18 protein-coding genes are annotated in these 24,354 nt (G+C 49.0%); 15 read left to right on the top strand and 3 right to left on the bottom strand.

Annotated elements, in window-relative coordinates:
- Positions 1-6: 6 nt before the first annotated feature.
- The 13 genes from DS731_RS06395 (at position 7) to DS731_RS06455 (ending at position 18,391) form a co-directional block, all read left to right on the top strand.
- On the top strand, positions 7-2,301 hold the full coding sequence (locus DS731_RS06395; RefSeq protein WP_119500546.1) for an HAD family hydrolase: 2,295 nt from the start codon (positions 7-9) through the stop codon (positions 2,299-2,301).
- 182 nt (positions 2,302-2,483) lie between these two features.
- Positions 2,484-6,074, top strand: coding sequence for a motility associated factor glycosyltransferase family protein (locus DS731_RS06400; RefSeq protein WP_119500547.1), 3,591 nt, complete (start codon positions 2,484-2,486; stop codon positions 6,072-6,074).
- A 180-nt stretch (positions 6,075-6,254) separates the two neighbouring features.
- Positions 6,255-8,483, top strand: coding sequence for a class I SAM-dependent methyltransferase (locus tag DS731_RS06405; protein WP_119500548.1), 2,229 nt, complete (start codon positions 6,255-6,257; stop codon positions 8,481-8,483).
- A gap of 22 nt (positions 8,484-8,505) precedes the next feature.
- Positions 8,506-9,768 (top strand): hypothetical protein, encoded by a 1,263-nt coding sequence (locus tag DS731_RS06410; RefSeq protein ID WP_119500549.1) that lies wholly within the window; start codon positions 8,506-8,508, stop codon positions 9,766-9,768.
- Positions 9,765-10,700, top strand: coding sequence for an NAD-dependent epimerase/dehydratase family protein (locus DS731_RS06415; protein ID WP_119500550.1), 936 nt, complete (start codon positions 9,765-9,767; stop codon positions 10,698-10,700). The genes DS731_RS06410 and DS731_RS06415 overlap by 4 nt, the downstream gene beginning before the upstream one ends.
- Positions 10,697-11,272: an SIS domain-containing protein gene (locus DS731_RS06420; protein ID WP_232373499.1), complete on the top strand. Its 576-nt coding sequence runs from the start codon at positions 10,697-10,699 to the stop codon at positions 11,270-11,272. The genes DS731_RS06415 and DS731_RS06420 overlap by 4 nt, the downstream gene beginning before the upstream one ends.
- Positions 11,265-12,254: an NAD-dependent epimerase/dehydratase family protein gene (locus DS731_RS06425; protein ID WP_119500551.1), complete on the top strand. Its 990-nt coding sequence runs from the start codon at positions 11,265-11,267 to the stop codon at positions 12,252-12,254. Before DS731_RS06420 ends, DS731_RS06425 begins: the two co-directional genes overlap by 8 nt.
- Positions 12,254-12,910, top strand: a complete 657-nt coding sequence (locus tag DS731_RS06430; RefSeq protein ID WP_202980711.1) for a class I SAM-dependent methyltransferase — start codon at positions 12,254-12,256, stop codon at positions 12,908-12,910. The genes DS731_RS06425 and DS731_RS06430 overlap by 1 nt, the downstream gene beginning before the upstream one ends.
- Positions 12,907-13,866, top strand: coding sequence for a thiamine pyrophosphate-dependent dehydrogenase E1 component subunit alpha (locus DS731_RS06435; protein ID WP_202980712.1), 960 nt, complete (start codon positions 12,907-12,909; stop codon positions 13,864-13,866). Before DS731_RS06430 ends, DS731_RS06435 begins: the two co-directional genes overlap by 4 nt.
- Positions 13,856-14,911 carry an alpha-ketoacid dehydrogenase subunit beta gene (locus tag DS731_RS06440; RefSeq protein ID WP_119503331.1) on the top strand — a complete coding sequence of 352 codons (1,056 nt, stop codon included), beginning with the start codon at positions 13,856-13,858 and terminating at the stop codon, positions 14,909-14,911. The genes DS731_RS06435 and DS731_RS06440 overlap by 11 nt, the downstream gene beginning before the upstream one ends.
- Before the next feature lies 1 nt (position 14,912).
- Complete coding sequence (locus tag DS731_RS06445) at positions 14,913-15,737, top strand: SDR family NAD(P)-dependent oxidoreductase (protein WP_161599113.1); 825 nt, start codon at positions 14,913-14,915, stop codon at positions 15,735-15,737.
- Complete coding sequence (locus tag DS731_RS06450) at positions 15,734-17,524, top strand: thiamine pyrophosphate-binding protein (RefSeq protein WP_119500554.1); 1,791 nt, start codon at positions 15,734-15,736, stop codon at positions 17,522-17,524. The genes DS731_RS06445 and DS731_RS06450 overlap by 4 nt, the downstream gene beginning before the upstream one ends.
- A gap of 12 nt (positions 17,525-17,536) precedes the next feature.
- Positions 17,537-18,391 carry an FkbM family methyltransferase gene (locus tag DS731_RS06455; RefSeq protein ID WP_119500555.1) on the top strand — a complete coding sequence of 285 codons (855 nt, stop codon included), beginning with the start codon at positions 17,537-17,539 and terminating at the stop codon, positions 18,389-18,391.
- Here DS731_RS06455 and DS731_RS06460 read toward each other — a convergent pair.
- The 3 genes from DS731_RS06460 to DS731_RS06470 are packed head-to-tail and all read right to left on the bottom strand — an operon-like array spanning position 18,388 to position 21,643.
- Positions 18,388-19,119, bottom strand: coding sequence for a nucleotidyltransferase family protein (locus DS731_RS06460; protein ID WP_119500556.1), 732 nt, complete (start codon positions 19,117-19,119; stop codon positions 18,388-18,390). The two genes, DS731_RS06455 and DS731_RS06460, sit on opposite strands and share 4 nt — an antisense overlap.
- Entirely contained in the window at positions 19,116-20,606 is a 1,491-nt protein-coding gene (locus DS731_RS06465; RefSeq protein WP_119500557.1) for a PfkB family carbohydrate kinase, read from the bottom strand. Before DS731_RS06465 ends, DS731_RS06460 begins: the two co-directional genes overlap by 4 nt.
- Positions 20,606-21,643, bottom strand: a complete 1,038-nt coding sequence (locus DS731_RS06470) for a zinc-binding dehydrogenase (protein ID WP_119500558.1) — start codon at positions 21,641-21,643, stop codon at positions 20,606-20,608. The genes DS731_RS06465 and DS731_RS06470 overlap by 1 nt, the downstream gene beginning before the upstream one ends.
- A 187-nt stretch (positions 21,644-21,830) precedes the next feature.
- On the opposite strand from DS731_RS06470, the gene DS731_RS06475 reads away from it, so the two are divergent.
- On the top strand, positions 21,831-22,634 hold the full coding sequence (locus tag DS731_RS06475; RefSeq protein WP_119500559.1) for a flagellin N-terminal helical domain-containing protein: 804 nt from the start codon (positions 21,831-21,833) through the stop codon (positions 22,632-22,634).
- Between the two features lie 154 nt (positions 22,635-22,788).
- Positions 22,789-24,273 (top strand): sigma-54 dependent transcriptional regulator, encoded by a 1,485-nt coding sequence (locus DS731_RS06480; RefSeq protein WP_119500560.1) that lies wholly within the window; start codon positions 22,789-22,791, stop codon positions 24,271-24,273.
- Positions 24,274-24,354 lie beyond the last annotated feature (81 nt).

Consider the following 24,354-nt stretch of genomic DNA (forward strand, 5'->3'; position numbering starts at 1 on the left):
ATAATTATGACTCACTTTGAACGCATTCTGGATTACGTCCGCCAACATCATATCCGCCGGGTGTCATTTGATATTTTTGACACACTGGTATTTCGGCATGTTCATTGCCCAAGAAGCCTTTTTGAACAGGTTGTACTGGACGATGCTGGTTTAAAGGGCTTATCTGGTGGCGACTACAGCCTGATGCGCGAACAAGCGGAAAAATTGGCCAGAAAGCAGGCATCTGACCGTGAAGATATTCGCTTTGAGGAAATTTTTGCATGCCTGCCTTTTTCTGCCGAGCGTAATCAGGCGCTGCTCGACAGTGAGCTGGCCGCAGAGAAACAGTTTGGTCTGTTGAATGAAGGCGCCGTTGCGCTTATTCAAACTCTTCAGCAACAGGGTGTAGAGGTGGTACTTATTTCTGATATGTACCTGCTTAGTGAGCAAATTAGAACAACATTTTTCGGTGCTTGCCCGACGTTGTTGTCATTACCGCTGTTCGTGTCTTCAGAATTCGCCGTCACTAAACACAGTGGTAATCTGTTTGCCCTGCTGGCAAATAAGCACTGCTGGGAAATGGCCAGCTGGCTGCACGTGGGAGATAATATACTGGCTGATGTTACCGTTCCCAAAGGGCTGGGTATCCACGCTATTCACTATCATCCGTCCATCGACACCACACTGATCCGTGAAGCCGAACGTAAACAGTTTGCTTCGGCGGGGCATTCCTCGGCGGTGCGATTGTTAGCTGCATTGAGCGGCGACTCGCAATCCGCAGATGCAGCACTGGCGTTTGAATCAGGCGCATTTGTGTGGGGGCCGGTGATGGAAGCTTTTGCCGACTGGGCAATAAAGCAAAGCGACATCACTGGGTGCAAACATATTCTTTGCCTGATGCGGGAGGGCTACCTGTTCACGCCTGTTATCCGTCAGCGGTTGGCGTTACTGGGGCGGCAGGATATCCGCGTGAGTGCATTTTATGTGTCCAGAAAGTCGGCGTATTGGCCTGGCATAGATACCAGTAAGCCGCAATGGTTGGAAGATGTCATGGATACACTGATGATGTACCGTGGCTACACGTTAAAGAATTTTATTCGCGATTTTCACCTGTCTGATGCTTTACTACAGTCGCTGGACAGCCAGATTGAATTGAGAAACATAGAAGGCGTGTTTGTGGATGGTGAACCGCTTTATCAACGCCTTTGTAGGGAAGCTAAAGCCAGCCGGGCAAAACTTGAAGATAAAATAGCGACTCAGAAAAGCCTGTTGCGCACCTACCTGACGCAGGAAGCCGACGTGCCATACAACCAGTGTGCGGTAGTGGACTTTGGCAATGGCGGCACTATTCAGCACAGCCTGGAAAATGTGTTTGGCCAGCAGGCTGGGGCAAATCTGTTGTTTTACTCTTCATTACGGGTTTATCGCTTTGTCAACTCGACCATTTACCGGGCCTTCATTTCACCCGGCGTGGAAAAATTCCGCTTGTCAGAATTTCTTGCCCGCTCTCCAGAGTGTCTGGAAGCATTGCTTCTTGGCAGTGAAGGGTCGACGCTCAGCTACCGGCAACAGGGTAATACCGTGGAGCCCGAAAAGGCCCAAGGTATTCAGGCTAACAAAGTGATATGCGATGCCTTTCTTTCGGGGTGCCTTGCGTACATGGTTCATGCGGCACAATACCATCAGCCGGTTATATCCAATGACATGGCGCAATCGGTTGTTGCCCGCTACGTGCTGATGCCAACCCGCAACGAAGCGACGCTGTTCGAACGGCTTCTGCATCAGGATAATTTCGGTACTGATGGCGAGTACCCGGTTATCGATGAGCGGCAATTAGAAAGAGTCAAAACGTTAGGCCTGGCTACAACCTGGTCGGAAATGCATAACAGCACGCGCTGGGAACTGGGTCACATTCACTGGCCTGCGGCAATTATTGCCCTGATTGATGATGCGTTTATTCCGCGGGCGTTTGGCTTGATGGAGAACGATAACTGGTATCATGTGAACGTACTGGTAGCCAAACTCCTGAGTTTGGGTTGGAAGCAGGTGGACGTATACGGCGCCGGCGAGTTCTTTTTAGAAGTGTTACCGCACTTGCAGGCAAATGGAATAGAAGTCCGCAATCTGGTGGACAGACGCGCAGAAGCAGGCGAACGTTACCGAGTTGCTGGTTACGAAGTGAAAACACTAACAGAGGTGCTGACGCAGGGCGCAAACCGTTTTATCATCTCTTCTGTCGCATTTCGCGACGAAATCGCCCAACGAATCAGTTCGACTGCGCAAGCTGAAGGCACAAAGGATATTCAAATGGTCGGTGCCTGATAACCGGTCAAATTACATTCAATTAACCCCGGTAACTGCATGATAAATTAGTAAAAGTGCAGGTTATGCAATACACTTTGCTGCAGTGCTGAAACAGATTGTCGTGATGCCGGTGGTCGTTATTGCGACGCACCAAGGCGACAACGCCGTTGCATAACTGACACAGAAATACGGGAAGAATCATGCTTAAAGATGTCAGAATTCATTTAGACACTGACGAAGAGCGTCAGGGGCAACGTGAACGCGATGTTGCCGCACTGATTATGCAGAACGTCAGGCGCAATGAAGCCACCTTTAAAGCCTACATTCCCTCCTTGGTGGGTATCGTCAAAGCTGCCCGCAGTCAGCATATTTCGGTATTAATTAACCGCTTTGGCAATATGAACATTGTTGATTACAACAATGGTCGCACGTTTTATGGCTTGCATCCGAATGAAGAAATTCGTGCCCAGTATGAACTCAAAAAACAACATTGCACCTATAGCGCGCTAACTGCGCCAGTATCTGCGCAATCGACCACGCAATCATGCGCACAAACATCCACGCAGGTTGCTTCATCGTTTACGGATGTGCTGTCAGAGCAACCGGTTTATTCCAGTTTGTTAGCCCAGCCGCCGCTGCCTCAAAAAGCCGATGTTGTTGTGGTTTTAGGTGTCGGGCTTGGCGAACATATTCGCATGCTGATTGAAAATCACGATATCCGCCATTTGATCATTTACGAACCGGAAAGCCAGTATTTTCAGTGTTCGGTGCTGGCAACAGACTGGCGGCCGATATTTGATTTGGCGAAAGATAAATCGACTCAGTTGTATTTCCAGCTCGATAATAATGGCAGTACTCTGGTGGACGACATCAAAGAATTGTCGCAGCACAACCCGATAGACGGGTTCTATTTGTACCGGCACTATAATCATGCCGTGTTCAATTGTTTGGAACATTCGCTGTTAACCACCAGTTGGTCACACCTTGAGAAAAATGGTCTGGCTTCTTTCCTGACGCAATACAAAGACGCCGCGTTGCCAGCCTGGTCGCCGGTTGTAGACATCAGTCAGTATCGTTCCACGCTCACCGATGACCCGCAATTTCAACAGAATATCGACGCATTCAGCCATTACTTTCCGGCCATTGCCAAAGAATTTGAAGACTTCAAACCTGCATACTGGCTGCCTGTGGCCAACAGTGACGGACAGGTAAATATCGTTAGCAAGTTTTCGTTATCAGCATGGTTCAGTGATACCCGTGATGACGATGCCGCGCTGAACCTGGCTAATTTTGTCAGCCACCCAAATAAGGATGGCCTGGTGCTGGGTTATGAAGGAGAGAAGCTGAAGAACTATTTGCATTTCCGTTTTGTTCAGCAGGCGCAGAAAATACTTGATAGCACCAAAGAAGAAGCGGGTACGCTTCCTGATGTTATTAAGTCAATGATTCTCTTTGGCATTGGCCCGCAGTTGTCTGCGCTCAGTGAACAATTCACGATTGAAAAGCTGTTCATTTGCGAACCCGATCGCGATTTGTTCTATGCCTCACTGTTCTATATCGATTGGGCAGCTATCCTGACCAAAGTTGATACCAGCAATGGTCGCTTATATATCAACGTGGGCGACGATGGCAGCAATTTATTTAAGGACCTTATCAACCAGTTTTACTCGGTGGGCCCTTATATTCTGGCCAGTACGTATTTCTATCAGGCTTACCATAACGAAACCCTGGTACGAACCATTAGTCAGTTGCGCGAGCAGTTGCAGGTAGTGATTGCCATGGGGGAGAATTTTGATCACGCCCGCCATGGAATTGCACACACGCGGGAAACCATTATCCGCGACTATCCGCTGTTGGAAAGTAAACCGTCAGGCAAACTGTCAGCTGTAGACAAAGATGTGCCGGTATTTATTGTCGGTAACGGCCCGTCGCTGGACAGTGCTATAGCGGCCATCAAAGAATGGCGCGACCACGCCATTGTGATTTCCTGTGGAACCGCACTGATGCCGCTGTATAAAAACGGCATTGTGCCTGACTTTCATGCTGAAATTGAACAAAACCGCTCAACGTTTGACTGGTGTAGCCGCATAGGTGACTTCGAATACCTCAAGCAAATCAACCTGATTTCCTGCAATGGCATTCACCCCGACACCTGTGCGTTATTTAAAAGCACCTACATCGCCTTTAAAGAGGGTGAGTCGTCGACGGTGTCGGCACTGAATATCCTTGGTCGGGAGAACTATGAAGAACTGCAGTTTGCATTTCCCACGGTGTCTAACTTTGTCATTAATTTTATTACCCTGATTGGCTTTCAGCAGCTGTATTTGTTTGGCGTTGACCTGGGTTTCATCGACCAGAAGAAGCACCACTCGGCACAATCCGGCTATTACGATGCCACTGGCAAAGAGAAATACAACTATCAGCTTGAGAACAATACCAATCTGGTTGTGCCCGGTAATTTTGAAAAATTCGTGTTTACCAAATACGAATTCAAAGTGTCGAAAATTATCATTGAACGCTCACTGGCGCAGGTGAAAGTCGATTGTTTCAATACCAGCAACGGCGCGAAAATTGAGGGTAGTGTGCCGTTGCCGGTAGACTACATACTGATATCGTCCACGCCGGAACAGCGTCTGGCCACCCTCGACACGCTGTTTACAAAGGTATTTCGCCCCGCGGCTGCCCATGTCAATTATCAGCAAATTTTTGATAATAAATACGACAGCCAGTTGCTGACAACGGAGTTAACCGAGTTTGCTACGCTGGTTGGCAAGCCTTTTGATGACATTAACGATGTTGAGAAACTCACCGACACACAAAAGGAATTGCTGTTTAAGTCTTATGTGAATGGGCATTCGCTGCTGTTCTATTATTTGTATGGCACAGTAAATTATGCCAATTCCATGTTGAGTAAGCTCAGTTATGCGGCGCTGGAGCCTGAAAATAAGCTCGAGAAACTCAATGAGTTACGGGAACTGTGGGCGCGCACGTTAACCACCATTATCGGCGAAATTCATGATGTTCCTTACCTGTACGATCATGTGTCCAGTTTCTCCTATGAGCGTGAGGAGGTTTTCCTGCGAGAGAAAATCTTCGGCTTGCGGGTACACAGTTGTCTGTCTGAACATGACACTTACAAACTGGATATTCTTGCGCAGAAGCGCTCAGCCAGACATTTACATGAAATCAGTCGTCAGCGCCCTGCGGATGCCACGCTTGTGGTTCGCCACTATGACGCACAAGTATTCGAACAGGTTAAAGCTAATACGCAAGATATTCACAACATTATTCTTGTCAGCACGGAACACAGGTTACAGGATTTACAGGCATCAGCGGCGGGGATGAATATTACTTACGTGTTTGTGCCGCCGGAACTGAATTTGCCGGAACAACAGGAAAGCTATCTTTCGGGAGAAAGCGTGCTTTCTCACGAATACATGACTATCACCAACCTGTTGAAAGCATGTGTGTTATATCGCAATGCCGTGGCGATCCTGCCAAAAACCTACTACGTCAGTGAAGCCGGGGGCATGTCGGATGCTGTTCGTAACTACGCCGACGCTGTTTATGAGAGCATGCACGCGGCAGAGCACGTCATCGAATTTCCCAACTACTGGCTAGTGCCCGGTCAGGCACTGGACGACCGGGAAAACGTACTTGATGAGCTTGGAAACCGCGGTGTGGTGCGAGCTGCCATTCCAGATCGTCAGGCCTTATTCGTTGCCACCGTGAATCGCGCCAAAGCATTAGTACAGTTGGCGAACTATAACAAAGACTGGTGGGGCAGCTGACAATGAAGATTGGCGGGAAACCGCCCCTAAAGACGCTGCAAGGTGGTGTCTAAAGTGATTCTGAATATTGCCGATACAGTCTGTATGGCATTACGCAGATTGCGTTTCACCAACTGAGTACATGGGGCTTCTGTCCTTATTGGAAAGCTGCATTTTTTAACGTAACCTGTGGAAATCGTTATGAGTTCGTCCGTACTGTTGAACACCTTCTTAAAAAATACATCGCAAGTAGCGCCAGTTTTTGCGTTAACAGAGTACGACAGCACGGCATTCGCGAAACAAAGTGCAGAGTTGGCAGTCACGCTATTTACTCAGCCAGTCATTTCCAACGGCAGTTTTATTTGTCTGGTGAACAATCTTCCTCATTTCTTTACCGCTTTTGAAAGTAAGTATCAGTACGCGTCAGGTCAGGATATTTACGTTACCGTAGTCGCCCTAAAAAACAGTATTACCCGTCAGTATGATATTGAATCTCAAATGTATGCGCAGGGTTTTCATCTTGCCGCACAGGAGTGGCAGGTAAGACGCTATAACGATATTGATGAAAGCGACTACTTTCGCACGACCACGTTCAGAAAGGTAAGACAGTCTGGACATCCGCTCACGGTAATGGACAACTTGCTGATTGAGCGGGATTTACACATGGACATGCTGCGGGAATGCTCTGGCCGTTCCGACGCACATGTGTACCGCTATGTATTCGCCGGCGAATTGATCCGCAAAAATGACAAGGTGCTCGACTGTGCCTGTGGATTAGGTTATGGCAGTTATATTTTGTCTTCATTCAGAAATCCCGCACAGGTAACGGGTGTGGATATCTGTCCGGACAGTTCGGCGTATGCTAATGCCGTGTACGGTAACGACAAACTGTCTTACCGGACACTGGATATAGACCATTTCACCGATGCCGGTCTCGACAGCTACGATGTGATTACCTCATTTGAAACCATTGAACATGTGGTGGATTACCATGCTTTCTTTCGCATGTGTCTTGCGCATTTAAAACCAGACGGTCGGGTTATTGCCAGTGTGCCTTATCTGTGGGTGGATGAAACGGGGAAAGACCCCAACCCGTATCATTTTCATGAATTCGACTGGGCTAAATTCAAAGCACTATTCCTTGAGTATGGGTTTGTCATTGAAGGGCGCTATCATCAGACCGCTCCGGGGGGCTTCAAGTTGCCACAAGCCCGCCGGGCCTGGTCAGGCTTTAACATTGAAGCGTCTGAAAGTGAAACTGAGTGGCTGGTGGTGGTGGCGACGCCTGATTTGACCCATGCAAACTGGCAAGGCAGCGCGCAACAAGCCTATGTTAATCCTGAATACCACGGGCAACATTTGCCTCTGTATCTGAATTTTGCTGCTGGTTATGCCAATCCGTGGCTACACCGTCAGTTAGTGCAGATTGGTCAGCGCATCGACAATAATCAGGTGCGGGCAGACTATGCAGCGCGTCTTATCGCGCACTCCGGCCACGACAGCATGATGCTGAAAACCGTCGAAGGTTATGCACTGCAACAGCATACCGACTGGTTTGCGCAGGCTAAGGCATTGATAGATGCAGCCGACACAGCCAGCTTCCACCTCAACCTGTTTGATTTGCGTTGGTATGTATCGCTGACATTCTTATGGGCACGCAAGCAGTTTGAGGCTGGCAATATGGCTGCGGCTAAGCCGTACTTTGAACGACTCACCGCCACCGATTGCAATCAGTTTTGTGTGTTACTGACGATAAAGGCGGTTGAGAGTTATTACTTCCTCGCGAAAATGGCCATTATTGCTGGCGACACACCTGCCGCCATCAACCAATTGCAAGCGGGTAAGCAGGTGATTAGCGACGCGACCCGTGCTTTTCAGGCAAGCCTGGATCAGCACGAGGACGAAGTGGCAACTTTTCTGTGGCCTGAAATGGCCGACATGCTGGACGCCGGTGCATTGCTGAATAATTTGTTGATCAAAATTCGCACTGCCAACACGACAGAAGAAGTTCTGTTGGAAGCCCGCTTCCTCGAAAACAATAAACGTTTCGGCCTGATCAACTTGGTAGACAGCTTCAAGCAAACTTTCAAAGACGATGATACGCAACAGCTCAAACTGATTGGCCAGTCCTATGTGAATAGGCTGGTGGCGAAGGTTTGCACTCAGCCTACAGAGGGTGACTTGTACATTTGGGGTACGGGTGTGGTGGCCAAAAATGCGTACGTGAAATTGCAGGAAAAACGTATTCGGGTGGCAGGATTTATCGACAATAACGCTGAGTCTGGCGCGCAGTTTCTCGGTTTACCGGTCTTGACGCCGTCACCGTCATTATTTGCCACTGCACGTACTGTATGCATTACTTCGGTGGGCTCTTCTGCTGAGATTGCGTCGTCAGTGCCAAACCACGTGCAGTGCATTTATATAGCGTAGCCAGCGAGTTGTGATAACGAATATGCAAAAAATTGCGGTAATTGGTACAGGCGGCAGTGCAGATAAATACCTGAACACCTTGGGCGATGAGGCCTTGTGCCACTTCTATAATTCCCGTGGTGAAGGGCAAGTGCACGGACAAGCGGTATTACCACTGCAACAACTTACAGACAGCCACTACGACCGTATTGTTATTGCGATTTACGATTATGCCGACGTGCTGCCACTGCTTACCGTATCGGGGCAAACGCCATGGTATTGGTTCAATGGGCTAACTGGCGAACTGACATTGCTGGAAGATATCTATCAGGATAAGCAACACCTGTTTTTGTCGGGCAATGATGTTCTCACTGTAGTGTATGACTTACGTATCGCACCACCCACATTCGATTTTCTGGTGTTTATGGTGCGCTGCAAGCTGGAAGCTAACCGGCGTGGGTTGTCTTCGCTTTCTGTGGTTATCTGCCCCGGCGACAAACACGGCTTTCGTAGCAATATTGATTTTTTCAGTGTTGAAGAAATGAATTATCGGGTGATGAACCTGTTTCTGCCAATTGCCAGCATGATTGATAAAAATGCCTCGTTTTATCTGGCTCGTTCGCGACAGGAAGCCCGTGAGCGTTTTACCGCAGCGGCCCATCAGTTCCCTGAACAGCATAACTTCCTGCACCCTGTTGGCCGGCATTTCTACCATGAAATGTTTGCGTTTATTGAGCAGGGTATTGAGCATCAAATCCTCGATGCCACCGATTTTGACAAACGCAAAATCAGTGAGTGGGCTGCTAGCAGAGGCCTTGATATTGCACGTTGTATTTGTATTACCTTGCGAGAGTGTGAAGCACACCAGTCCAGAAACAGTTTGCTGGCTGAATGGAAAAACGTCGCTACACAGTTAGTGGCGCAGGGCCATGCCGTCATCGTGATCCGCGACACTGCCAAAGCTATGTCCGCGCTAAACTGGGGCTCAGGTATTTGGGAATGCCCCGAGGCCGCGTTGTCGGTGAGTTTGCGCTTGGCGTTATATCAGCAATGCAGAGTGAACCTCACCGTCAGCAATGGTACACAGGTGTTGTGTTATTTTTCCAACAGCCATTATTTGTGTTTTGGTATGGTTGATGAATCATGTACGTCGAATACGTTATCTCACCTCGCAGAAATTGGTTTTCACTATGGCAGGAACAAACTTGTCGGTGCCAAAGAGGGGCAGTATTTATGCTGGGACGCGCCGCTGGCAACTCACATTCTCGCTGCACTTTCTTACTATTTTGATAAAGGTCTTCTATGAAAATTCTTGTAACGGGAGCAACAGGCTACAAAGGGTCGGTACTGGTACCCAAGTTACTGGCAGCCGGACATCAGGTTGTTGCCTTTGATACGCAGTGGTTTGGAAACTTTCTGCCACAGCACGAACAACTGACAGTGGTAAAGGGTGATGTGCGCAATCTCGCCGAGATCCCCTTTGACGGTGTAGATGCCATTATCCATCTCGCTTCTATTGCCAATGACCCGTGTGGCGACCTGAATCCAAAACTCACCTGGGAAGTCAGCGCACTGGCTACCATGCAAATTGCAGATCATGCTGCACGCATTGGCATCAAGCATTTTATTTATGCGTCGTCTGGCAGTGTGTACGGCGTGAAAGATGAAGATCAGGTGACCGAGGATTTACCTCTGGAGCCAATCTCCGAGTACAACAAAACCAAGATGGTGTCTGAGCGGGTGCTGTTGAGCTACAGTGACAAAATGACAGTGCAAATTGTGCGTCCGGCCACCGTTTGTGGTTTGTCACCGCGTATGCGTCTGGATGTAGCAGTGAATATGTTGACGATGCAAGCCATTAAGAATGGCCGGATTACGGTATTTGGTGGCGACCAGTCGCGTCCGAATATCCACATCGATGACATTACCGACCTGTATGTATTTCTGCTGGACAACCCACAGGTAACCGGCGTTTACAATGCGGGTTTTGAGAATATTACCATTGCTGAAATTGCCGACATTCTGGCTCGCAGAACGGGGGCTGAAGTGATTACTACGCCGTCGAACGATCCGCGCTCGTACCGGGTTAATTCCGACAAACTGCTGGCAACAGGGTTTGCACCGAAGAAGTGTGTGGAAAACGCCATTGAAGAGATTATTGCTGCCTATAAAGCGAATGAACTGGAAGACAACGAGCAATGGTACAATCTGAAATGGATGGAAAAGCACGTTTTATGACGCCAATTACTTGCTCTGTATACGCTGAAAAGCTGGCTGGAATTCTTCGTTCCTACGACTGGAACACCGTAGAGGTGTTTGCTGAAAAACTGCATCAGTTATCGTTGGCGGGCGGCACGTTGTACATTTGTGGCAACGGCGGTAGTGCCGGGAATGCGATACATCTGGCCAACGACTTCCTTTACGGTATTTGTCCGTCTGCCGAGGCAACCATTAAGGTTGAAGCGTTGTCAGCTAACGCGGCGGTACTGACATGCCTGGGTAACGATACCGGATTTGAAAACATTTATGCCCATCAGGTAAAAACCAAGGGCAAGCTTGGCGACATTCTGTGGGTATTGTCTGGCAGCGGCAATTCACCCAATATCGTAAAAGCAGTGGAACAGGCGAACGCGACCGGCGTTTATACCGTCGGCACGTTGGGTTACAAAGGGGGCAAATGCCTAGAGTTAGTAAACTTGCCGATTCATTTTGCCGTGGATGACATGCAAATCGCAGAAGATCTCCAACTGGTGGTTGGACACATGTTAATGCGGCTGTTGAATACCTCGCTGGGGAACAATCATGAGTAAAGCGGTTTTTGTCATTGGTGCCAACTCCTTTTCCGGCGCGAGTTTTTGCCGCTATTTATTGGCAAAAGGCAGTGAAGTGGTGGGGATCAGTCGCTCTGAACAGCCCGTCATGGCATTAGCTCCTCAAACCTGGGGCGACACCAAGGGGTATCAGTTTCATCAACTGGACTTAAACCACGATTTGCCGCGTATCATGCAGTTGATTGATGACCGAAAGCCCGCGCATATCTACAATTTTGCTGCGCAAAGTATGGTTGGTCAGAGCTGGGAGTTTCCTGAGCACTGGTTTATGACCAATGTGGTGTCTACCGTTAAGCTGCATAACTTCCTGCGTCACAAGGATTTTCTTGACAAATATATTCATATTTCCACCCCGGAAGTGTATGGCAGTTGCAGCGGCTTTATTGATGAGAGCCATGGTTTCAATCCCAGTACACCGTATGCGGTATCCCGTGCTGCTGCGGATATGAGCCTGAAAACATTTTTCGATGTGCACCAGTTTCCAGTGGTGACGACGCGGGCAGCCAACGTTTACGGTGAAGGCCAGCCATTGTATCGGATTATTCCAAAAACCATTATGTCGGTCATGAAAGGCGAAACGCTGCCGTTACATGGTGGTGGGCACTCTGAAAGGTCGTTCATTCACATTGACGATGTGTCGGACGCAACGCTTGGCATTGGGGAACGTGGCACCATCGGTGATACCTATCATATTTCCACCAACGATACGGTAAGCATACGGAATCTGGTGGCGACGATTTGCGAGCGTTTGGGAACCACGTTAGAACAAGTGTGCCAAATTACTGAAGATCGTCCAGGTAAAGATGCCGCTTATTTGTTGAATACTGACAAGCTCCGCCGCGAACTAGGCTGGCAGGATACGATTTCGCTGGAAGACGGCATTTCCCGCACCATTGACTGGGCAAAGCAGTATTTTGATGTACTGAAAACTCTGCCAACTGAATACCAGCACAAGGCCTGATGATGGAAATTGACTTACTAAAAAATTATCCACGCACCAAGCGCGATACCAAAGCCCGGGTGGAAGCAAAAACGGAAGAAGTGCGGCGTATTGCTCGCCAGTTCGGCGAAGCTTTTTTTGACGGTGACCGTCAGTATGGCTATGGCGGCTTTCATTATAGTGCCCGTTTCTGGCAGCCTGTAATCCCTGATTTTCAGGCGCATTTTCAGTTAACTGCTCAAAGCAAAGTACTGGATGTGGGTTGCGCGAAAGGGTTTATGCTTCATGACATGCAGGAGTTGATTCCGGGCATCGATGTTAACGGCGTAGACGTTTCAGATTATGCAATTGCTAATGCTTATCCCACGGTTAAACACAAGCTTCAGCAGGCCAATGCCATGGCACTGCCGTTTGAAGACAACACGTTTGATGCGGTGATCAGTGTGAACACGGTGCACAACCTGGAACAGGACGACTGTGCAATTGCCTTGCAGGAGATCATGCGGGTAAGCAAAGGCAACGCATTTATTACCGTTGATGCTTACCGTGATGACGAAGAAAAAGAGCGTATGTATGAATGGAACCTCACCGCGAAAACCATCATGCACGTGGACGAGTGGAAAGCCTTCTTTCGCGACGTGGGTTACACCGGTGATTACTATTGGTTTATGCCGTGAAAACATTGCATCACTACTACAATGATATGCTGCGCATTCGCATGGTAGAAGAAGCGATTGCGCACCATTATTCAGAACAGAAAATGCGTTGCCCAACTCATTTGTCGATTGGTCAGGAAGCATGCGCTGTAGGCGTATCAGCCATGCTCACCAAAGACGACAAAGCGTTTAGCTCACATCGCGCACACGCCCATTATCTGGCGAAAGGCGGCGACCTGAATAAATTAATTGCAGAATTATATGGTAAGGCAACGGGCTGTACGGGTGGCCGGGGTGGCTCAATGCATTTGTCTGACCTTGACGCCGGCTTTGTGGCCAGTACCGCTATTGTGGCTAACAGTATTCCAGTGGCAACCGGGCAGGCGCTGCATCAGCAACTGCAACGACAAAACAACCTGACTGTTGCTTATTTTGGTGATGGCGCAACGGAAGAAGGGGCGTTTTACGAGTCGGTTAATTTCGCCGCGGTACGTAAACTGCCTATTTTGTATGTTTGCGAAAACAACCAGTATTCCGTTTACAGTGGCTTGCGTTGTCGCCAGCCGCAAGGGCGTTCAATCACTGGGATGAGCAAGTCTATGGGGTTGTTTGCGCTGGAAGGCGATGGTCACAACCTTGAGTCAGTATTACAGATAGCCGAACAGGCCGTTAAATGGATACGCGATGGCAACGGCCCGGCACTCATTGAATTGCATACCTACCGCTACCGCGAACATTGCGGCCCTAATTTTGATGATGATTTAGGTTATCGCCCCGCAGGTGAAATGGCCAGCTGGCAAGCGAAAGACCCGCTCTTACAACTGGAAGCCACTTTCGCGAACGAGGCCAACTGGGCGGCGACGAAAGCGGCAATGGTAAGTGAGATTGAGGCCCAAATCGAAGCTGCATTTACGGCGGCGGAACAAGCGCCGTTCCCAAACCCTGAACACAATGAGTTGTACGTTTATGCAGAATAATTCCACAACCTTTGCTCAACAGGTAAACGCCGCTCAAAAGCAAGCCATGGCCGATGATCCCGGTATGATTTGCATGGGGTTGGGCATTGACGATCCAAAAGGTATTTTTGATACCACGTCAGGTTTAGCCGAAGCCTATGGCCCTGAACGAGTGTTCGACATGCCCACCGCAGAAAACGGCATGACCGGTGTGGGAGTAGGTGCTGCGCAGGCGGGAACCCGGGTGTTAATGACTCATCAGCGGGTGGATTTTTTTCTGCTGGCGATGGATCAGCTGGTCAACAATGCCGCCAAGTGGCACTACATGTTCAATGGCCAGATGCGTGTGCCACTCACCATTCGTCTTATTGTGGGACGAGGTTGGGGGCAGGGGCCTACCCATGCACAGAATTTGCAAAACTGGTTTGCTCATATTCCGGGTTTGAAAGTGGTGATCCCCAGTAAAACCGACGCGGTTGGCCAACAGTTATATCAGGCCATTATGGATGATAATCCTACCGTGTTTATCGAGCATCGCTGGTTACACAATCAGGCTTGTGAACGGAGTCAGGTTATCCCTTTTTCTGAGCCTTTTGCGTCAGTGAGAACCCATTGCTCGGGCGAAACCGTCACCCTGGTTGCAAACAGCTACATGGTACTTGAAGCGTTGCAGGCCGCAGAGCATCTGCGTCAGCACGGGGTAACCTGTGACGTGATTGAAACAGTTGGTCTGGATAGCCGCGACTGGACACCTATATACAATGCCGTTAAGAAAACCGGACGCTTGCTGGTGTGCGACAGCGCCCACAGCAAGTTTTCTGTGGCCAGCGAAATTATTGCGTCCTGCACAGAGCAGAGTTTTGGTTCGCTAAAAGCCGCGCCAGGCAGGTTAGGTTTGCCGATGTATCCGGAACCCACAAGCTTTGGCATGACCAAGGGCTTTTACAATACTGCAGCAGATATCGTGCAGGCAGTCAGTAAAATGTGTAATACATCAATACCAGCCGTCGCACCGCGGCAGAATCCCCATGATGTGCCTGGCCATTGGTTTCAGGGGCCATTCTGATATGAAGAAAATCCTCGTCACCGGTATCAACAGCGACATTGGCGAGGCCATGGTGCAGGACATCCGTCAGCAACATGGTGAGGTGACTTTTTATGGCACCTTCCGTCAGCCGTCGGCACAGGTCGACAGATTACACGCGTGCGGCTGCACCTTGTTTCAGGTGGATATGGCTAACCAACAACAGGTTGAAGACTTCGCCAGACAAGCGGTGCAGTTGGGAGTGGATGATATCGTGTTCTTGCACGGCAGTTTATATCCGATTGGCAAATTTGGCGAGGTGTCGTTCCAGCAGTGGCAGGATAGTCAGTACCTGAATGCGTTTTCCATACTGCACCTGCTAAATGCGTTGTTGCCAGGTTTGGCTGCGGGAAGTCGCGTTATTAGTCTGGCAGGTGGCGGCGTGAATGGCGCACCATTGAATTTTAGTGCCTACACCAATGCCAAGGTTATCCTGATTAAAATGACCGAGTTGCTGGCAGCAGAATATCCTGATCTTCTGTTTTTCAATCTCGGCCCCGGTTTTGTCAAAACCAAAATTCATGTAGAAACACTCAGTGCCGGAGAGCGCGCAGGTGCGGCTTTTGCTGAAACTCAACGCAGGCTTAATGAAGATGCGTTTGTGCCAATGTTAAAAGTGACTGACGCATTGCGATTCTTGCTGTTCAGTGCACCGCTTGCATTTTCTGGTCGCAATTTTAGCGCTGCACACGACACACTGTCATCGGCGCCGTTTGCAAACTTTCTTGCGGCGGACACCAATGCTTATAAGTTAAGGCGCGCCGGGAATGACTTTGTTGCATGTGAGAACCCGGGGGAAGTGAAATGAAATTATCTGATTTTGTTGCCAGTGCGCTTGCCGTTTTTACCGACCATGTTTTTGTGGTGCAAGGCGGCGCAGCATTACATTTAATTGACTCTGTGCATCAATGCGACGGCATTGTCGATATTCCGATGCAGCACGAGCAGGCTTGCGCGATGGCGGCGGACGCCTACGCCAAAGCTCAGCACAGTATCGGTGCTACCATTGCTACTTCTGGCCCCGGCGCCACCAACCTGCTCACGGGTATTGCCTGTTCGTATTTTGATTCGGTTCCTACCGTGCATATTACCGGCAATGTGGCGTCGTTCAGGCAGTCGGGTTCCATTGGCGTGCGTCAATATGGTTTTCAGGAAACCGATATTGTGTCGATGGCCAGTCCCATTACCAAAGTGGCCTATCAGATTTCTTCCCCAGAGGACATTCTGCAGGCACTGCCACAGGCGATCTATACTGCGCTGGGCGGCAGAAAAGGGCCGGTGCTGATTGATATTCCTGATGATTTTCAGCGTGTAGTACTGGACAGTAGCCAATGCGCAAACGCGTTAGACAACTTGCGAGCCTATACGCCATCCGTATCAGTTAATGCTTTGCCATGTGCCGATGAAGTGCAGGTAAGCGAGGTGCTTGCGCAGTTTAATGCCGCTCAGCGCCCGGTGTTTATTTTTGGCGCTGGCATCAGCACTCCGTCGCTACAGGCACAGTTTGTACACATAGCTGAAAAGTTGGACGTTCCGTTTCTGGTGACCTGGCCGAACAAGAGCATGGCAGCTGGCCATCCGCTAAACGTAGGAACGTTCGGTACGCATTCGTCCAGAGGCAATAATGTGGTGTTACAGAATGCCGATTTTGTCTTTTCAGTTGGGTGCCGTATGGACTCCCGGGCAACCGGCAAGCTGGATTTATTTGCACGGGAAGCAGTAGTCGGCATGGTCGAAATTGATAAAGCCGAAATGGACAAATTTGACACTTTCGGTTTTGAGGTCGCGTATAAACTGCATTGCAGTGCACAAAGTTTTGCTGACAGGTTAATAGCGCTAACCGAAAGCAATGACGCCCATGCCAGTCTAAGTAAAGCTGCGTGGCACGATTACATCAGCAAAATGCAAAACAAGTATAACGGCCAGCCTGCGTACGCCTTACCGTTAGTGAACCCCTATGAAGCAGCCCGGCAAATGTCAGCGCATTTGCGGGAAAACGACAAAATCTGTGTTGATACCGGTACGTGTTTGCCGCTAACACTGGTGTACAGTCAGGAGAAAGCTGGCCAACAGTTTATTTCTTCCTACAACAATACACCAATGGGCTACGGGTTGCCGGCCGCCATTGGCGTGGCACTGCAAGCGAAAGCGCGCAAAACGTTTTCCATTAATGGTGACGGCGGTTTGCAAATGAATATTCAGGAACTTGCCACGGTTGCCGCGCATAACCTGAATATTCTGATCATTTTGTATAACAATCAGGGCCACGCAATGATCAAGCAAACTCAGGATGATTGGCTGGATGCTCGTTACATAGCCTCGTCATCCAATAGCGGCTTGCCAAAGCTAAATTTTGCCAACATCGCCAAGGGTTATGGGATAGAGGCTTATCAGGTGACATCCAACGCAGTCTTCGCACAGGTGCTGGAAAAAACGCTTAATGCCACCCATCCGGTGTTAATCGAATTGATGATTGATGAGGGCTTTCGCTGTGAGCCCATCATAAAATATGGCAATCCACTTGAAGCAATGAGTCCTGCTGATCTCAACATGTCGATTCGCGAAGACATGCTTGTTGCCAACGTTGAATCTTAATAAAGGTGCTACATGTCGAATTTTTTTGCAGATCTATTTACGCTACTTCAACAGAACAAAGCGCTTCATCAGCGCGACGGTGAGTTTCATCGTGTGATGTCCAGTGCCTGTGAACGTGTGTTCAGTGTTTCCCAGTTTTCCGAACATCCACGGGAAACAGTGGTGTTGGGGCCATTTGGCGAGATAGCGTTGCCTTATTACTCCATGGGCAATATTAATTCTTTGGACCTGTTTGGTTTGGATGAACTGATCCTGTTTTCTTTCTATCTTGCCAAAAAAGAGCAATACAAAAGTGTGGCGGACATGGGGGCAAACATCGGCTTGCACTCCCTCTTAATGGACAAAAATGGCTGGCAGGTGACAGCCTTTGAACCCGATCCTAATCACACGGCGAAAATTAAATATCACGCTGAGTTGAATGTTTGCGAACATATCACCGTGAAGGAATACGCTATTTCTGACCAAAAGGAATCCCTGACATTCACCCGCCTTATTGGCAATCGAACTGGCAGCCATTTAAAAGGCAAAAAAGAGCATGTGTATGGCAGCACGGAAGAGTTTACTGTCGCGTGTCTTGCGCTTAAAGATGTTCTGGCTCAGTTCGACTTCATCAAAATGGACATTGAAGGTGCAGAAGCTGATGCACTGTGTTCTACCGATAAAGCCGATTGGGCTAACACGGATATGATGCTGGAAGTTGGCTCGGCCAGCAATGCACAGCGTATCTGGCAGCATTTGCAAACCATTGGGTTACAGGCTTACAGTCAGAAAAATGGCTGGGGTTTGGTAGAATGTCTGGAGCATATGCCCACTTCCTATAAAGAAGGCAGCCTGTTCCTCACAATGTCGGGTAACGCGCCATTCTAATTGTTACGCAGCGGGCACTCCACCGGGGGGCCTGTTTCAAAGTCTTCCTGCGCTTTTGCATAACTTTCCGGCGTGCCAATATCCCGGTGATAACACGTATTCACCCACGTATTAATCTGGCCCATCAGGTGGGGAATAACTTCCGTACTGATATCTGAAAACTGATTCGAAATAATGGTGTCGATAACGTCAGCAGACATAATATACACCGCGCCATTTGCCAGGTTACCCGGTGGGTTAGCCACCTTTTCATGCATGTTCAGCACAATGCCATTTTCGTCATGTTCGATAATGCCACAGCTTTGTGGTGTATCGGTATGAAACAGCATCATGGTCATAGCAACCTTCGCGGGTCGTTGCGTGAATGCCTTTATATATGCATCGGTATCGAACACAGAAAGGTTGTCTGCATGCACGATGATCACACTGTTACCAGCCAATTCGTCAGCATGGGCGCATACGGTGCCGCCGGTTCCGAGCAGTTCAGGTTCATACCAGGTTTTAAGTTTGGGTTCATGTTGCCAGTTGGCGGTCAGGTGCTGGGAAACCTTCTCGTGCAGATAATGCAGGTTGATGTAGATATCGCTGACATCGTCACGATGCACAAACTTCTCAATCCAAAAATCCAGCAACGGCTTGCCATGAATAGGTACCAGGCATTTGGGTACGGTATCGGTTAGGGGGCGAAGCCGAGAACCTAACCCGGCGGCAAGCAACACAACTTTCATCCTACCAGCTCACCAATTTTGGCCAGTACTTTGTGTTTCGGCAGCGGCAGGTTGCCGCGGGTATTCACCTGTATAGCTGAGCTGACACTGCCTACAAAGGCGGCCTGCCAAATAGTTGCGCCAGCACACATCATCAGTGTGGTGGTGACAAACAGCGCATCGCCGGCACCTGCGGTATCTATAGCATTGTCTGCCAGTGCAGGCAGGTTGTCGGTTTGTAACACGTCATCCAGGGTATTACGGTGACGAATTAAAATTCCTTCAGCGCCCAGCGTCACGATCAGGCTGGTGGTTTTGAGTTTGTCAGCCAAATCCATCGATACCTGAATCAGGCCGCTGTCATCGTCTTGTGCGGCCAGCCGCGCCTCAATTTCCGTTGGTGTGGTCAGCATCAGATGTTTGAATTTGGTCAAATCGCCAATTTGCGAAGATGTCTGACTGTCGGCAACCATGGGAATGTTGTGTTTAAGGCATAGCGTTTGAATCTGTTTGATGAACGCAGGGCAGAGCACACCGAAACTGAAATCAGCAAATAACACCACGTCGTAATGGTGGATATTCGCTTTGAATTTTTCCAGTAACGCATTCATAACCGGCTTGTCTATGGCGTGTTTGCGGAAGCTGTTTACCCGCAATAGTGTTTTACCCTTGGCTCGATAGCGTAACTTGTGAGTAGTGGGGCGGGATGCGTCTTCTACAATATGCGCGGTAACCCCGTATTCGGTTAGTTTTGACTGGGCGAATTTACCCGCGTCATCCTTGCCTACCACGCTGAAAAAGTGGGCCTGGGCACCAAGACTTTGCGCGTGACCTGCGACAATACCAGCGCCGCCCAGGTACTGAAATGATTCTAATGGGCTGACGGCAATTGTAGGGTCCTCCTGTGACATACCGATGGCCAGGCATTCCTGATATTCATCAACAATAATATCGCCAATAACCGCGATATTAATACTGCCCACGTTGTCCATGTAGCGGTTCAGGAGTGGACTGCTGATATCATAACGCTCGTGATAGCGTTGCAGTTGTTGGGTAAGCTTTGTATTTTCAGTCAGTTGCTGTTGCAGTAGCTCCCGTGATGAAAATTGCTTTTCACCGGATGAGAACACCAACTTGCCGCCGTAGCTATCAACCAGTATTTGCTCGATATTGTCGGCGTTTTCCCATTCTTTACCTTTCACGATAACGTCTGGCTTTAACGCTGAGACAAACTCCGGCAAGGTATTATTCAACACCACCACTTCGTCAACGAAGGATAATGCGGATAATGCCGAGCTGCGTTCATCATTGGAGAAAAACGCACTGATGGATGAGGCCTTGTCGTACAGGCCAACCACCAGAATATCGGCCTGTTCTTTTGCGAACAGCAAAAAGCGCAAATGACCGGGATGGATAATATTAAAATTACCCGACACAAAACAGATGCGCTTGCCATCATGCTGGCGCGCCAGTTGCGCGGCGATAATCGTATCCTGTGAGTTATCCATCAGTGGTCAGCTACCTTAATCATGGCTCTTACCACCTTACTATCGGCCAAATCCTGCATCGCTTGATTAATATCATGTAATGCATACGGAGAAGACATCATTCTGCGCAATAGCGCATTATCAGTATGGCCGGCCTGTTGCTGTAACAGTGATTCAGGATTGGCTTTGCCGCCCCACGAGCCTTCTATGGTTTTCCCACAGATTAGTTCGAAGGGGTCAATGCTGATGGTGTGACCGTGCGCCGGGTGAGAAGCAAATACGCATTTTCCCTGACGGCTCAGCGCACTGAATGCCAGTTCGATGGTTCTGCAACTGCCGGCAGATTCAATAATATAGTCAAGATGATGACCTTCAGTTTGGGCAGCAAGTTCAGTTTGCCAGTTATCAGTACCGGTGTTGATGGCGTAGTCTGCTCCCATTTGTAACGCCAGACTGAGTTTGTTGCAGTTGTTGTCAAATACCACAACTTGCGCCGGTCGCTTTTGCAGAATGGCCATCAGAGCGCTCATGCCTATTCCGCCAAGGCCGAAAACACCAACACGACTCTCAGGTTGATAGGGCAACTGGTTTTGGACCATGCCCATGCCAGTGGGAAGTGCACAGCCGAATAATACACCCGTTTCCGGCGTCAGACTGTCGGGAAGCAGGTAACAGCGATTCTCTGATACCACAGAATATTCGCTGAATGTGGTTACTCCACCGGAATTAATGGTACCGACAGGTGATTGGTATTTAGCGCCGGCAGCATCGATGCCACTGCCTTTCAGCCACCCGAGCACTACCGTGTCACCGGCGTGAACCTTACTGACGCCGGGACCCGTGTCGATAACCTCTGCCGTAGCTTCATGTCCCAGCAAATGAGGCAACCAGCGATCTTCTCCACGTTTTCCTTGCACTTCCATAAGCTGACTGTGGCACACGCCAGTGAAGATTATCTTTACAAGCACCTGGCCTCTGGCGAGGCCGGGAACCTGAATATCAGAAATCAGCTCAAGGGGTTTTCCTGTTTGTCTTAAAACGGCACCGGTAAATCGCATAGTGAGAATATCTGGAAATCAACTTATATTTCTATTGTATCGGCAAAAATTACAAATGTATTTGAAAAGTCCGGCGAAAAATGGCTAAAGATACGAGTAACGAAAGGTATGAAAGCAGATATACACGCATGCGCTGTCATATCTTTGTTGTACATGTGCTATGCTCTAATGCAGAGAGGAGGCGTGTATGATCAATTTCAACAGCAATTCGTCATCGACAACATCATTACTTCAGCAGGTGCAGGAAAAACAAACCAGCCTGATGGAGAAACTGGCGTCGGGCAAACGCATTAACAGTGCTGCCGACGGTGCGGCTGCGCAGCAAATCATCGACCGTCTTACTTCTCAGGTAGAAGGCAACCGTCAGGCAATTAATAATGCCTATGACGGTATCTCGCTGGCGCAGGTTGCGGAAAGTGGCTTGTCCGGCATTAATGACGATGTCAACCGTATCCGCGAACTCACCTTGCAGGCCGGCAGCGGCGTACTGAATGATGCCGATCGTCAGGCGATACAGTCTGAAATTACCCAGTTGCAGGATAATATCTCGCAAACAATCGATCAGACGACCTTTGGCGGTAAGCCTCTGCTGAGTGCTGAAGGGGAAATTAATTTTCAGGTCGGGGCAAATCCTGATCAGTCCGTGGGCGTACGCACTTCTGATGTTGCCGGCAATCTGTCCGGTATTTTGAATATTGATATCACTTCCGGCGATTTGGATGCTGCGTTGCAGGCGGCTGATGAAGCCGTTGAGTCTGTGGGCGGATTCCGCGCAGATCTCGGTGCGACACAGAATGCACTGGCCAGTACGGCAAGAAACCTCAGTGAAGCTGATGTGAATGTGTCTGCAGCCCGCAGCCGTATTCAGGATCTGGACTATGCGCAGGCGGTATCAGAAAATATTTCTAACAGCGTACTGGGTCAGGCTGCTACTTCTGTGCAGGCACAGGCGAACCAACAACAAGGACAGGTTCTGGCATTGTTAAACTAGAACGGGTGTGATTACGTTTTAATCAAAAAGGCAGGTTAAACCTGCTTTTTTTGCTTCAGGAACAAGAATCAGTGTTTGCGAACTGATCTTTTACCGCTACAATCATGCAGATGCGCTAAACTGTAAATAATAAAAATGCGTTCTCGGGGAATAGATGAAGGAAATTCTGCTCGTTAGTGATGACGGCGAACTCATTCAAAAATTAGAAACCGTTATCACGTTCATGGGGGAAGCTTGCTACGGGCAATCTTTTGCGGATAGCTACGGCTATCTGAATACCCATACCGTTGAAGCGGTCATGATTGATTACGCCAGAGCTGATCAGGTTCAAAACCTGGTGGCGCAGTTTCCCCACATCCCGTTTGTCGCTATTCAGGCGCAGGATGGCCTTATTGCACCGAATTGCAATCTGGTCAGCACCGCTACACTTCCTATTACTTACCCGGTACTGACTCAGGCAATTCATCGTTGCCAGGAATATACCCGTCACCGTCCGGGCCCGGTAAAAACCGCTGGCCTGAAAACCCGTCTTTTCCGTAGCCTTGTTGGTCGCAGCCAGCAAATTCAGACTGTACGTAAACTGGTAGAGCAGGTTGCCCCGACCGACGCCACCGTGCTGATTCTGGGTGAATCCGGTACCGGTAAAGAGGTTATCGCCCGTAACGTTCACTTTATGTCTGAGCGTAAAGAAGGCCCGTTTATTCCGGTTAACTGTGGTGCCATACCCGGTGAACTGTTAGAAAGTGAATTATTCGGCCACGAGAAAGGTGCATTTACCGGTGCAATCAGTGCACGGAAAGGACGCTTTGAACTGGCAGAAGGCGGGACACTGTTTCTTGACGAAATAGGTGACATGCCGCTGCAAATGCAGGTTAAATTGCTGCGGGTATTGCAGGAACGGACATTTGAGCGTGTTGGTGGTCATACACCGATAAAAGCCAATGTACGTATTGTTGCTGCCACTCACCGTAATCTGGAAAACATGATTAAAGACGATAAGTTCCGTGAGGATCTCTATTATCGCCTGAACGTGTTTCCTATCGACAGTCCTGCACTTCGTGAACGCCGCGAAGACATCCCGTTATTACTGCAGGAATTAATCAGCCGTATTCAGGGTGACGGCGTATCGGTGGTTAAATTCACCGAAATGGCTATTTCCTCTTTAATGGAACATGACTGGGCGGGTAATGTCCGTGAGCTGTCTAATCTGGTAGAGCGGCTGAGTATACTGTTCCCTAATCAGATCGTTGATATTCAGGACTTGCCGCCTAAGTATCAGTACGGTGAAATTCAGGCTTACGAGCCGGACTATCCGGAAGAGTTGCTTGAACGCGATGCATTCAATGAATTGTTCGCCGAATCAGCTGCTTCGGAAGATTTACGTTCACCGGTTGAAGATTCGGTTTATGCTTCCCCCCGTGAAGAAGGCGCGGACTCTTCCCAGCTACCGGAAGAGGGTGTGAATCTTAAAGAGTATCTGTCGGAACTGGAAATTAACCTGATCATACAGGCTCTGGATCAGCAGGACTGGGTCGTTGCCCGCGCTGCTGATAAACTGGGCATGCGCAGAACCACTCTGGTTGAAAAGATGCGCAAGTATGAAATTCAACGGGAAGAGTCGATATCGTCAGATAATTGACTTTAACCTTCTTTACAAAACCTCTGTAACCTACTGTTTTAAATATAAAATAATACTGGCACATCAAATGCATTAACCCAG

The organism is Alteromonas sp. RKMC-009 (assembly GCF_003584565.2).
In the GTDB taxonomy this organism is placed as follows: Bacteria; Pseudomonadota; Gammaproteobacteria; order Enterobacterales; family Alteromonadaceae; genus Alteromonas.